Source organism: Aquirufa sp. A-Brett2-W8 (genome assembly GCF_054558755.1).
The window spans coordinates 138,398-152,091 of sequence record NZ_JBPXKS010000003.1 but is presented as its reverse complement, the minus strand read 5'-3'; the positions used below and the strand labels follow the sequence as shown (position 1 = coordinate 152,091).

Below are 13,694 nucleotides of genomic sequence, written 5' to 3'. Positions count from 1 at the left end.
TTCATCAAACTACACGTTTCGATGGCAAATTGAGGTAAAATCACAGTAAGTACATTGGTCTAAATTCACCGTTTTTTCAAAGGCTTTCTCAGTGGAAATCAATGAATTCACCCAAAAACCTACCAATTCTTCTGATTCGCGCAGGAAGGATGCCACGCTTTCTTCCTCAGAGAATTCTAAAGGAGCCGAAATTAATTTATCTGAAAAATTTCTAAAAGAGATAATACCCGGCTGAATAGTTAATCTAGCTAATTCAAAACCCTGTAAAGGTCCAATTCGTTCTTCAGGCGCTTTTTGTAATTCCTTAGTCACTAAAAACTTATACATCCACAACTGAAAAAGTTTAGCTTTGAGTTCCTCCTCACGCAGGGTTCCCGCCAAACTCTCGCCTGCATTAACGTCTTTTTTCTCCACCTTTCCCGTCTTATAATCGACAATTCGCAATTCTGAACCTCCTTTCAAATCGATTCGATCGATTCGCCCTTTCATCCGTATAGGCCACATCTCGGAGCCCACAGGCACTGAAATTCTGGTTTCCACCACTTCTTCTACCGCCAAAAGTTGAATACGATCTTCATACCAGGACGCCGATTCTTCGAAGTAGCTTCCTAATAAGGTTTTGGCCACCTCCTGAAGTACATAATTAAAGCCTTTCTCCACCTCAAAATTTCCCTCTCGCTCCTTTATATCCTCCATCGCTTCAGCCAATAAAGGGGCTATTAACTCTTTCTTTTGAACTACCGAAAGCGCATCTTCCCATCCACCGGTTGAAATCAAACGTCGATCTAAAATTTCCAACACCTTATGCACCCAGGTCCCAAACACATCCGCCCCCATTTCATCGTCCCGCTGTTTCTCTTGTTGCAGGTTGACGATTTGGGAGAAATAATACTTCAAAGAACAGCTGGAAAACATCGCCACCGATGAAGGGGATAAACCTCGATTCGCTAAAATATCCTTGATTTGAGCAATTAATTCAGGTGTTTTCTCTATGCGTAATTCAGCTTCGCCATCCGCCAAGGTATCTGAACTAAATTTCACAGCTGGCTCGCGCAAAATCAAGTGTGGATTCTTTTTGGCCCAATCATAGCGAATCTGACGTACAAAACGACTCACTTCTTTAGCAGAAGAATCATTTTGTACATACACTAACATCACCTCCTTAGGCCGTTGCAATAAACGGTAAAAGTGATAACTCGTCACCGCATCCGCCTGTGTAAACGTAGGCAGCGAAAAGGCCGCCATATTCGCAATATCGACGGGTATCAAACTTTCGCGCTTCCGCGTTCCCGGCAAACTCCCTTCATTCAACGAGAGAACAATTACCCGGTCAAAGTCCAAAGTCCGCGTCTCAAGTAATCCCATGACGTGCAAGGACCGGTTTTCAGCCCCCTCAAAAGTCATCTTCTGCTGTTGCAACATTTGTTTGCAGAGCGCCTGACCACTTTTTACGGAAATAAAGGCATTCGTTTGTGCAATCTCTTCCAGCTTATCTAACACGGCCAAAGCCTGCAAAATCGCCTGCGATTCCGCATCCCAATCGTCCTTATCTGTTTTGTAAAGTATATCCGTTAACAGGCGAATCAATGCTTTCAGGCAATCTTCGAAAGTGGATGAAGACGGTATAAAAATGTTACCCCCGCTGGGAACTTGTGAGAGATATAAATCTGTCTCTTTCCAGGCAGGTACCTTTATAGATTGCATTAAAGGATGCTCTTTCAAAGACTTAACTAATGCAATCGGGTATTTTTCCAAAGGCACCAAGGCCCACCACATTTCGATCAACGAAAATACCTGGGCCTTCTTCAACGAATAACCCATCGTGATATTCAAGCGATCTTTGAACTCCCCTAAATAAGGCATTAGTGAATCCAACAGGCTTTCGTCGCCTAAAACCAAGGCCACCTGTTCTACATCGCCATGTTCCGCTTGCCAGCTTCGGATTTGCTCTAAAGCCACAAAAATCTGAGCCGACGGATTCGCTAAACCCACAATCTCCACCTCTTTCGGTTTTTCTAACAAATCCCGTTCCATCCAATGAAATGGTCCACGCGATAAATAAGCAGGATTTCCTGGATCAGTGTAATTTTTTAACCAATTTCCAGCCCGATGATGCCTATTCTTTACATAATATTCATCTGCATCCCAAAGCGTCTGCGCCACATTCTCCTTCAATAACAAGCGAATGATGCTTTCCTCCGATTTGGACAATGCATTAAAACCGACAAAATAAATCTGCTTAAAACCGAGTGATTTCCCCGCCTCTAACAACTCCACTAGTTTGCGATAGGCTAAACCTCGGTAAGTCGTTCCTTTCGTTTCCAAACGACTTTTCAGCCGAATATAGACCTCTAAAAGCGAGTCATATAACTTAAAATAGGCGGAGGTATTAGCCGTAATCCATTCATCCGAATGTTCCTGGCCATATTCTTGCCCCCAACGTTCGATCGACTTTGCCTCCGAAAGAAAGGAGAACAAAGCCATAGGGTCCACTAAATAAAGGTCGAGGGTATCGAAATCCTTTAACATCAGTTGGCCCCAGGTCATAAAGCGGTCAAAATCAATTTTAGGATCCACCGCCCTAAAACAGGCATAGGCCTCGAACAATAAATCGATCGGATCCTCGAGCACGGAATCCGTCATCTGAAGCGCGAATTCCTCAATCGTAAAAAAGGCCGGAGATAGAAATGGCCTATCCCCACGAATCGCTAATTCTTTTTTCAGGTAAAGTATACCCCGTTGCGAGGGCATCACGACGGCGATGTCTTTCAACCCTTCCATGCCATGCGCTTGGAACAGGTGATCTGCCGTTTTACCTAAAAATGTCTGCATTACAGATTTCCTTTTTTCATTTCTTTCACCGCAAAATCAACCGCACGCGCCGTGAAGGCCATATACGTTAATGAAGGGTTTTGAGTAGAAGTAGATGTCATACAAGCCCCGTCCGTCACGAAAACGTTTTTCACGTGGTGCAGTTGGTTCCACTTATTTAGAAGTGATGTCTTCGGATCTGAACCCATTCTCACTCCACCCATTTCGTGGATATCTAATCCTGCCGGAGCATGCGTATCGCGCGTTTTGATGTTTTTAAAGCCGGCTTTCTCGTACATCTCTGTGAATTGATCGATAAAGTCTTTAACCATTAGATCATCGTTATTATCGTAGCTCACGTCCATGTGCAATAAAGGCATTCCCCAGTCATCCTTTTTTGTAGCGTCCAAAGTCACTTTATTACTTTCCTTCGGAATCGTCTCCCCCATCATGTGCGATCCAGCGTACCAGTTCGACCATTTAGGATTCAGTAACGAATTCTTCAAGCTTTCTCCTACGGAACTTTGGTCAGCGTGTGTTCCTCTTCCACCACTCATACCCGCCGCATAACCACGTAAGAAGTTCGTTTCTTGCTTGTATAAATTTCTGAAACGCGGAATATAACCTGAATTAGGACGACCACCGGATGTTTTAAAATCTAATAATCCTTCGTAATCCGCAGATAAAGAGGCTCTGTAATTATGGTGCGCTATGTGCGTTCCTAATAATCCACTATCATTACCTAATCCATTCGGGAAACGAGCTGATTTCGAATTCAATAAGATCAAGTTTGTATTGATAGCAGCTGCCGTCACAAAAATAACCTTAGCGTAATATTCCACCATTTCTTTCGTGTGCGCATCTACCACACGAACTCCTACCGCCTTCTGCTTCTTCTCATCGTAAATGATGGAATGAACCACTGAATCTGTTCTTAATGTCATGTTACCCGTCTTCGCAGCCCAAGGTAAAGTAGAGGAATTCGCACTGAAGTAACCGCCGTAAGGACAACCTCTTTGGCATAAATTACGTCCCAAACACGTTCCACGGCCCTGTTGAATATGAATATCACGCGGCTCCGTTAAGTGTGCACAACGACCGATGATCACATGGCGATCCGAGTATAAACGCTTCATTTCTTTTTGGAAATGTTTCTCCACGCAAGTCAATTCCATCGGAGGCAAAAAGTCTCCATCAGGCAAGGAATCTAAACCATCCTTATTCCCAGAAATTCCAGCGAAATGCTCCACATAGGAATACCAAGGATCTATTTCCTTGTAGGTGATCGGCCAAGGCACCGCAAATCCATCACGTGCTGGACCATCAAAATCTAGTTGAGACCAACGCTGAGTTTGACGAGCCCACATAAGCGATTTACCGCCTGTTTGGTAGCCACGAATCCAATCAAATGGCTTGTCTTGAATGTAAGGATGCTCCTTATCTTTGACAAAAAAGTGCTTCGCATCTTCTCTGAAAGCATAGCATTTGGATATAATCGGGTTCTCGGCCACTTCCTCTTTCGTTAATTGTCCGCGGTGTTCGAATTCCCAGGGACTCATCAGCGTAGTCGGATAATCTTCATTATGTGTCACCAGGCGACCTCTTTCGAGCACCAACGTCTTAATTCCTTTATCACAAAACTCTTTAGCAGCCCAGCCGCCAGCCATACCAGAACCTATCACAATTGCACCATAGGTGCGTTTTTCTGCGTTATTTAAAATATTCATTCGTCGGTTTATTTTTTTAGAGGTTCACAGCCATTGAAAAATCCAGGTGCCATCACATAGTTTAAGTGATTCACCATCACGTATTCGGTTGTCATATAACCGCGAATGGTCAGCCCTTTTAGGGTTGCTATGGCTTTTTGAGCATCAGCTCCCATGTTGCCTTTTTCGATTTGGAAAAATACTTGTTCTTTTTCTGACTCGGAAACTTTGTCTATGGCAGGTAAAGCGGCTAAAGCCTTTACCAGGTTTTCAGACGTTTTCGGCTCATAACAATCCTTCAACATGGTCTTCACAAAGGCAGGAACGCCTAATGAAACAGCTCCAGGAATGCTAGACTCAGGTATAATTACCCCCATCCAATTGTTTAATAGAGAATCTTGGTCAGCGCTCCACTGAATTATAGGCGCATCAGCTGCTTTAAGGTCAGTAAAAACAACACTGCCTAAGCTAGCCAGTGCCATTCCCTTCACCCAATTTCGGCGTGAAATCGTGTTCATATGTATTTTAGGTTTAATATTTCTTAATCAAATAAAAGCCAACGAACTCCATAACCAAAGGAACTAGCCATAGCTGGATGTAGGTAAGCGGTATAATAATTCGAATTTAACAATCCTTGGTTAACATTCTGCATTTTAAAGAAGAGTCTAACGCGATTAATTCGTAAGCTAACATAGGCATCTGCCTGCACAAAAGCAGGGATTTCATAGCGGTCTTGCAGGTGAAATTGCTGTATCGTAGGCATATAGGCATCTGCATAATAGGCTGACTGATGCTGGATATCTAAGCCAAACTGCATGTATAATAACTTCTTGTACTGCACATTCAGGGCAAGATTCGCATTAGCCACTAATGCGGGCATCCGAATCACATCTGGACCCGTCTTCGTATTAGCAAGGATTAAAGTAGACCATTCAAATTTACCATGAGTCCCACCGGCTGAAAAACCTGTTCTAAAAACCCCAATGGCATCTGCAGATTGTTTAGCCTTAGACAAGGTATCAAAATAGGCATAATTTCCAATCCGCTGAATCGTCGCGGTAGGACGGAAATAAAGATTTTTACGCTGAAGGTTCAAAGTCCCCGTTAATTCGTCAAATAACACATTATCAAACGATTGATCCCAGCGGAAGGCTGCATTATAGGTCCAGTTTGAAGCTACAGATGGACTGATCGACGTCCGGCTCGCCTTTACCTGAAAGAAAGGAGATATAAAATTCGCCTGCAATCGGTAATCTGATCCTAGCAAGTATTCTCCGTCCGCCGTGAAGTCAATCTTGTCATTAAATTTCTGCTGTAGAAATAATCCCACATAATTCTCTAATCGATTCCGTTGCAAACCGGCCATCGGGTTATTCACATCCCAATAACGCTGTTTAAAATAGGTTCGGTAGGTAAAACCTCTAAATATCCCTTTGAAACCCGTCTGGTGCGCATACGATTGCCATTGATTTTCGTTGTATAGGGAATCTGTTTGTGTTTCGTAATTTTTAGCGTAATAATTCTTATTCAGGTTCGTTGCAAAATCCATGTCCCTAAATTTTGCTGTGCGATTTTCTACGTCGATGCGTTGAAAAAACTGCAATCCTTTAAAGCCAATGAACTCATGATAAAAATGGAACTTAATAAAAGAATCATTTGACTGTGCACCGGAAGTAGCAAATAAGGCACCGTTATCTGTGTATTTCAAGGCTGTAGTCGGATCTAAGCCATTTAATAATTGTACGCCACCTTGATCCTGAATACCCATATCAAAATAATTCAAGTGGGATAATAGGCGGTAGCGGTTATTGCGCGTTCTGTAATTGGTTTGAAGCAATACTCCCCACTGCTCTGTCAGGGTTTGATTCCCTGACTTGTATTTTTGATCTGTTAAAAACTTATCAGAGACCTGGCGTTGAATCTCGAAACCAATGTTCCAAAGCGAATCCACGTTGCGCGCAAAAGTGAAATTCAATCTCGTTTGACCTCCAGCTCCTAAGTAGTACTCTATGTCTGAATAAGGGGATTTAGTTTGGTAATACTTCACCTCGTCCGCCGCAAAGGCATACGGCATGTAGGCGTTATAGCCCATTTGAGATCCTATTTGGTCAGGACGCTTTACGAATACATTTCTAACTGCTGTGCCTTCATTTCCTAAATGAGCCGTTAAAAAACTAGCTCTTTCTTGAAATAAATAGCGGTGAAAAAGGTGCAAACTCGTATCTATGGAATTCTTCGCTCCTCTTCCATTCAATACATCCTCTTCCAGAAAATAAGACGTTGATTGTGGGCCATAGATCATCTTAGTGGAATCATCCAATGCCGCACGACCTGATTTTCCATTCGCGACCGGTTTCGGTGCATTCGGATCTCTTGGCGCCATGGGATCTGGAAATGCATTGGGATCACTCATTCCTCGTCCACCTGCAGACCGCAAATTCTGCGCAAAAGCAGGCGAAAACCCGATAACCATGAAAAGAAATAACAGTCTATATTTCACTCTACAAATTTAATTTTTTCCTAACCAGTCCCAAAACTGCTCTTCCTGATCGATGAAATACATTTCCATCGGCAAATAATATAAATGGTTCGCTAAATTAGGCATAGCGCCTAAGTGAGCCTGAAACCTTACAAAATCCTTGTGCGTAGTCAAAAAACCTTCATCACCTGACATGTTTTTCGCCTGTTGTTCAAATTCCAGTAATTCTATTTCGGTATATTCATGGTGATCCTTGTAAACCACCTCTTCTAGCACCAGACCTAAGGAGGCCGACGCTAAGAAAAAGGGTTGAGGATCTGCAATACCAGCAAATAAGCACCATTTAGTAGGTAAATGCTCACGAGGTCCCACCGGTTTCCCATAACGAACACTCGTATAAAATATCGGCTTCTCCTCTCTCGAATTACGCAAAACGCCTTGTGCAAAATTAGATTTCTGTTCCTTCGTTAAAATGGACGGACAACGCGTCACGATGACCGCATCAGCTCTTGAAATCCCTTTTGCTGACTCCCGCAAACGCCCATGTGGTAATAGCGAATCTTGATAAAAAGGCTGCGAAAAAGTCGAACAAACTAAATTTACCTCCCCTTTTATCGAACGATGTTGAAAAGCGTCATCCAAAATTAACACATCCACTTTTGGCATTTCTTGAACTCCTAGTGTTCGCTTTTCACAAACCGCTACCGGCAGCTCAGGAAATACCATTTTATAGGCCAAAGGCTCATCCCCCACCTCTTCCGCCGTCGATTGCGCTTTCACCTCTATATATCCTTTTGTTTTACGGCCATAACCACGGCTCAATATGCCTAATCGATCACCTCCACGCCAGTTTTGGACTAAATAAGTCACTAAAGGACTCTTTCCCGTTCCGCCTACCGCTAGGTTACCCACCACAATAATTCGAGGCTTTTCAAATGAGCTAGCAGACAAAATTCCCCAGTCATAGAGTTTATTCCGGACATAGGTAATTAGGCCAAAAAGCAAGGACGGAAGAAAGGTAATTAAGTGCTTCATATAATAACCTTAAAGCTAAAAATAATACGGGAGGGCACAAAATCGAATAGAAAATAATAAATTGCATCATGTCTAAAATCAATCTCCGATTTCTTCCCCACGAACTCCTATTTCACTTCGAAGCGGGTACCTCCCGCGGGGTATTAACGAAGAAGAAATCCTATTTCGTGGAGATTTCGGATGGCGTTCGTCAAGGCATAGGTGAAGCCGGCCCATTATTTGGACTAAGTCCAGAGTTTTCGGAAGATTGCTCAGCCACCTTTGAGAAGGCTTTAGCCCCTTTTCAAGGTTTAGCTTTGCCGACAGACATTCAAGAGTGGATCTCTGAAATTCCGTTCGAACAACCGTCGTTTCGATTTGCCTTAGAAACCGCCTTGCTTGATTTTTCTGCTCCCTTTCAAAACGACTTTTCCTCGGGTTTACAAAAAATTCCTATCAACGGACTCATCTGGATGGGATCCGCCGAATTTATGCGCGCGCAAATCGAGCAAAAATTACAACAAGGTTATTCTTGTTTGAAATTAAAGATAGGTGCCATTGATTTTGAGACTGAACTATCACTTATAAAAAGCATTCGATCCCGGTTTTCCGCAGAGGAATTGACTTTGCGCGTCGATGCAAACGGCGCCTTCTCTCCTATTGAGGCTCCTTTTAAACTGGAAAAATTAGCCGCTTTCGATCTTCATTCCATCGAACAGCCCATTAAAGCTGGACAGCCTGACGAAATGAGAAAACTTATAGCTCAGCAAATTCTTCCCATCGCTTTAGACGAGGAACTCATCGGAATGCAGGATAAATCGATTGCCTCGTTCATCGACCCCGATTATATCATCCTTAAACCTAGCTTTTTAGGAGGTATTCAAGCGACTCGAGATTGGATCGATTGGGCTTCAGAAAAGGGCAAAGAATGGTGGATTACGTCCGCTTTGGAATCCAACATAGGCTTGCAAGCCATCGCCCAATTAACCGGGGATTATGACGTCAAAATTCCACAGGGATTAGGAACTGGACAATTGTATACGAATAATTTTGTCTCTGGTCTTTCCATCGAAAAAGGAAATATCAGTTTTGACCCAACATTTCCAAGGGAATCTCCGTTTCAGCCCCTATCTTTGTAAAAAATAAACACTACTTATGAATACGATTGACGAGTCAATGATTGCCATCTTAGAGAAGCGCTTAGAATTGAGTAAGTTAAACTACTCTGATGAATCCTACGATGACGTAGAAGAGATGCTTCATGATTTAGAAGATGATTTCAATGAGAAATACGGCGATCAATTAGAGGACATCTTAGAGAAGGTGCATTTAAAACATTGTCCAGAATCAGACGTATTATTACCTACGGCCTATTTAGCGAAGAAATTCGTGGAGACGGCTGATGGAGAAATAGAAATAGGAAAGAAAGAAGGCGTTCAAGTAGAATGGGTGGAAGATCCCGATGCTAATACCCGCTTAGTTTTACTTCCGGCTCCTACGCGTGTACTCTTAATAAGTCCGAAGGGAATCGAAATTGTTTGGGAAACAAAATAAACGTAAAAAGGGGCTCGCAAGCCCCTTTTTTTATATCCAGTCTATTCCTTTTTTCAGTAGATCAAAGGTCGCCTGACCTTCCGGAAATACCTTCGGATCATACATATATTCCCAAGCGGCCATAGGAGGCAAACTCATCAAAATCGATTCTGTTCGTCCGTTCGTCTCCAAACCAAATTTAGTTCCCCGGTCGTGCACTAAATTAAATTCCACATAGCGACCTCTGCGAATGTATTGAAACTCTTTCTCCGCTTGCGTGTAGTTGCGCGAAGCATTTAGGCGCATTAAATGACTATAAATAGGCTCGAATGATTCCCCAATGGCTTTGACAAACTCAAAAACCGTTTCTTTATCGCCTTTGATGTAATCAAAAAAGATCCCACCGATACCGCGTGTTTCCTCGCGGTGCGGGCTATAGAAATAATCATCAGCCCAAGTCTTGTATTTCGGATAAAAAGCCAAATCAAAGCGATCACAAACCGCTTTCAATTGCTCATGGAACCATTTTGCTTGTTCTGGGATGATAATGTGCGGAGTTAGATCGATACCTCCACCAAACCAAAACTCCCCATTACTTAATTCAAAATAGCGCACATTCATGTGAATGATAGGAACCCAAGGATTTTCTGGGTGCATCACAATGGAAACCCCAGTGGCAAAGAATTCCACTTCCTCTGTTACATGAAGGCTGGTCACCATCTTCGGATGCAAAGGACCTTCGACAGCCGAAAAATTAACTCCGGCCTTTTCTAAAATGGTTCCTTTAGCTAAAACCCGAGTTCGACCGCCACCACCTTCGGCTCGCGTCCACTTATCTTCTTTAAAGGATGCCCTGCCATCTGTCGCCGCAATTCCAGCACAAATGGTATCCTGTAATCCTTGAAAATAGGCGGCAATGTCGTGTTTATTCATTTTACTGAGGAGAACCCGTCGAGTCCGACGCTGTTGCATTGTCTTCTAATAAGGCATTCATGGAGTCTAATTCGGCATCTGATACTTGGAGCGAATCTGGCAAAGCATAAGATCCATTAGAACAATCAAATTCCTTTTTCACGACGCGTCTATCTAATTTTTCAAATGGCTCAGGACGGTACTGAGCTAGCATCGGATCCTTGACCACTTTAATCATAAAGCGTTTGAATATCGGAAGGGCCGTTTTAGATCCTTCGCCTAATGCCCCCGTTCTAAAGTGAATAGAGCGATCATCTCCACCTACCCAAACCCCTGAAATTAAATTATGTGACATCCCTATAAACCAGCCATCAGAGTGATTCGAAGTGGTACCTGTTTTACCAGCAAAAACACGCGCATAACGATTGTCTTTAGGCAATAAAATATCGCCTTCTCCATACAATAGAGAACTGCCGGTTCCTCCTTCGTGGATAACCCCTTCGAGCATATAACGTACTAATTGAGCTGATTCCTTACGAATCACTTGTTCCATGGTAGGATCAAACCGTTGCAATACCTTTCCATTTTGATCTTGAATTTCTTGAACAAGCATGGGTTCTACGTGCATTCCTTCATTGACAAAAGCAGAATAGGCGCCTATCATTTCGAACAGCGTGACATCAAAAGAACCTAATCCAATAGAAGCAACAGCTTTTAATGGACTTTTAATACCCATTTTCTTCGCATAATACATCACCGTATCTGCTCCCACTTCATTGGTTAGGCGAGCCGTAACTGAATTAATACTTTGGGCGAGCGCCCGTTTAATCGGCATTTCCCTGCCCGTAAAACTACCATTTGCATTGCCTGGCCGCCACATTTCCTTTTCCCCTTTGGCATTCTCCACCTCAATCTCAAAAGGCTCATCTTTCATCATATAACACGGAGAAAGATTCTTCGGACCATCGATAGCTGAGGTATAAACAAAGGGTTTAAAAGTAGATCCTGGCTGGCGACGACCCTGTTTTACGTGGTCATATTTAAAATAGTTGAAATCCAATCCACCTACCCAAGCTTTGATATGCCCCGTGAACGGATCCATCGTCATCATACCCGCCTGTAAGAATTTTTTATAATACTGAATGGAATCATACGAACTCATCGTGCGCTTTTCTTCGCCTAACGCATTTCTCGAATACACCCACATATCCCGCTTGACATCCTTCATATAATGCTTTACTGAATCTGGGCTAGTAGGAAAGCGAGAGGCTAAATACTTATAATATTCCGTTCTTTTAGCCACCGTATCAATGAATCCAGTTATTTCTTGACCGTTTTCACCTACCCAGGGGTTTTGGTTTGCCCAATGATTATCGAAATTCCTCTGCGTCGCACGCATTCCTTCTTCTACCGATTCCTCCGCATAAATCTGCATTTTCGAATCAATTGTTGTTACGATTTTCAATCCATCACGATACAGATCCAGCTCAATTTCATTCTTCTCCGCCCATTCGTTCAGGTATTTCGCCACCGCCACTTTGAAATAATTACCCGTTCCATCGTAAGGGGATTCCTCATTTTCGTGTAACTCAATAGGCAACATGGCTAAAGAATCATAATCTACTTTTCGGAGGTAACCAGCTTTCACCATTTGGGCTAAAACTACGTTTCTACGTTTCCAGGCTTTATTTTCTGCCAAAGGTTTCCCCATATACCGTTTCGGATTATAGGTCGTCGTCGCCTTTTGCAATCCCACTAAAATCGCTGCTTCTTGAATATTCAAGCTATCCGGAGAGGTATTAAAATAGGCTTTAGAAGCTACTTTAATACCGTAGGCATTATTGCCATAATCGACCGTATTTAAATACCAAAGAATGATTTCATCTTTGGTGTAAAAACGCTCTAATTTGATAGCTGTGACCCATTCTTTGGACTTATAAATCAATTTGTTTAATCCAGGGATATAACCCAAAAGACCCGTCTTCACGAATCCCTTCTTCGTTCTAGTCTTGAATAAATTCTTTGCTAATTGCTGCGTAATCGTACTTCCTCCTCCTCTATCACCCCCTTTTGCGATTCCCACTATGACCCCGGCCCAAGCTTGAAAATCAATACCCGTATGCTCGTAAAAACGCGCATCCTCAGTCGCCACCAAAGCCTTGACGAGGTAAGGAGAAATCTGATTAAAATCTCGGATAGGCGTTCTATTCTCAGCAAAAAACTTGCCTAATAAAACGCCATCGGCTGAATAAATCTCCGATGCCTGCGAAAGTTTCGGATTCTGTAAATCATCTACACTCGGCATTTCTCCGGTTAAAAAAAAGAAATTAGTTTCGATAACCAATAAATAAATCAATACAAAAAGAGCGCTTTTCGCGAAAATGCGATACCCTCGAACAATGGGTTTATAATAGGGTGCTGTCTTATCTACTTTGGAATCATAATAAGCTTGAACTTTGCGTCCCTGTGTTTGCGCAAATACTTGACCTAAAACCAGGTACCCTACACAAATACTGTATAAACGCTCGCCTACTAACTTCTTAAAACCGGCTAACAATAACAAGCCAACAGCGTAAGCTTTCGTTAATACGAATGCCTTCACCTGAGCGTATTTATCTTTTATTTTAGCTAGCATATTAGTCAATTTCTAATTTTTCCAAGATACTCATTAAATCAGAAAAATCTCTAAAACCGGGACGGTCTTCTTTTCCGGCTGTTAAACCAATTCCCTGAATGGAGGTTTGATCCACCCATTCCTCTAAATCAACTAAGGGCACGTCTAAACCTAAAATAATCGGATATTGCGCCGCCCAAATCTCGATCGACGATTCCATTCCCTGCAAAGACTCCGGTCCATTCCCCACTAATAAAAAATGACTCACATAAGGTGCTGCAGAAGCAAATAAAGACGGTAAATTATCAGTATCGATGTTTACGCGAAGGATTTTCGGTAAATCAATGTCCTGAATCAACACTAAATTGATTTTGGAGTCTATTTCAATGGCGTCAGGCTGATGCAAGGCAACTAAACTTTTAATTTCAGCTGGCTTTAAACCAGCACATTCGCCCACAATTTGAACCCCAGCTAACCAGTTCCTAATTTCCACTAACTTTTCTACTGGCATTGCCAAAGAAAATCCTAACCACTCCACTCCCATTCCCGCACAATAACGCGCATCGGAGAGATTTTCAATGGAACTAACTTTAACTTTGGTTTTTAACATAGACGGCTTTTGTAT

10 protein-coding genes are annotated in these 13,694 nt (G+C 42.6%); 2 read left to right on the top strand and 8 right to left on the bottom strand.

The window, feature by feature from the left end:
* Positions 1-9: 9 nt before the first annotated feature.
* Genes ACST13_RS02535 through lpxK form a run of 5 tightly spaced genes read right to left on the bottom strand, consistent with a single transcriptional unit; the run spans position 10 to position 8,031 of the window.
* Positions 10-2,832: a PD-(D/E)XK nuclease family protein gene (locus tag ACST13_RS02535; RefSeq protein WP_459521654.1), complete on the bottom strand. Its 2,823-nt coding sequence runs from the start codon at positions 2,830-2,832 to the stop codon at positions 10-12.
* Complete coding sequence (locus ACST13_RS02530) at positions 2,832-4,538, bottom strand: GMC oxidoreductase (RefSeq protein WP_459521653.1); 1,707 nt, start codon at positions 4,536-4,538, stop codon at positions 2,832-2,834. The genes ACST13_RS02535 and ACST13_RS02530 overlap by 1 nt, the downstream gene beginning before the upstream one ends.
* 8 nt (positions 4,539-4,546) lie before the next feature.
* The gene (locus ACST13_RS02525; RefSeq protein ID WP_459521652.1) at positions 4,547-5,035 is read right to left on the bottom strand and encodes a gluconate 2-dehydrogenase subunit 3 family protein; all 489 of its coding nucleotides are present in this window, start codon (positions 5,033-5,035) and stop codon (positions 4,547-4,549) included.
* 23 nt (positions 5,036-5,058) lie between these two features.
* On the bottom strand, positions 5,059-7,017 hold the full coding sequence (locus tag ACST13_RS02520) for a putative porin (RefSeq protein ID WP_459521651.1): 1,959 nt from the start codon (positions 7,015-7,017) through the stop codon (positions 5,059-5,061).
* 9 nt (positions 7,018-7,026) lie between these two features.
* Positions 7,027-8,031 carry a tetraacyldisaccharide 4'-kinase gene (gene lpxK, locus ACST13_RS02515; protein ID WP_459521650.1) on the bottom strand — a complete coding sequence of 335 codons (1,005 nt, stop codon included), beginning with the start codon at positions 8,029-8,031 and terminating at the stop codon, positions 7,027-7,029.
* 68 nt (positions 8,032-8,099) lie between these two features.
* Here lpxK and ACST13_RS02510 point away from each other — a divergent pair, with 68 nt between their 5' ends.
* Complete coding sequence (locus ACST13_RS02510) at positions 8,100-9,149, top strand: o-succinylbenzoate synthase (RefSeq protein ID WP_459521649.1); 1,050 nt, start codon at positions 8,100-8,102, stop codon at positions 9,147-9,149.
* Positions 9,150-9,165: 16 nt separating this feature from the next.
* On the top strand, positions 9,166-9,564 hold the full coding sequence (locus tag ACST13_RS02505; protein ID WP_459521648.1) for a hypothetical protein: 399 nt from the start codon (positions 9,166-9,168) through the stop codon (positions 9,562-9,564).
* A gap of 30 nt (positions 9,565-9,594) precedes the next feature.
* Here the strand turns inward: ACST13_RS02505 and hemF are convergent, their stop codons facing one another.
* The 3 genes from hemF to ACST13_RS02490 are packed head-to-tail and all read right to left on the bottom strand — an operon-like array spanning position 9,595 to position 13,679.
* Entirely contained in the window at positions 9,595-10,476 is an 882-nt protein-coding gene (gene hemF / locus ACST13_RS02500) for an oxygen-dependent coproporphyrinogen oxidase (RefSeq protein WP_459521647.1), read from the bottom strand.
* A 1-nt stretch (position 10,477) separates the two neighbouring features.
* Positions 10,478-13,090, bottom strand: a complete 2,613-nt coding sequence (locus tag ACST13_RS02495) for a transglycosylase domain-containing protein (RefSeq protein WP_459521646.1) — start codon at positions 13,088-13,090, stop codon at positions 10,478-10,480.
* 1 nt (position 13,091) lies between these two features.
* Positions 13,092-13,679 (bottom strand): hypothetical protein, encoded by a 588-nt coding sequence (locus ACST13_RS02490; protein WP_459521645.1) that lies wholly within the window; start codon positions 13,677-13,679, stop codon positions 13,092-13,094.
* Positions 13,680-13,694: the final 15 nt, after the last annotated feature.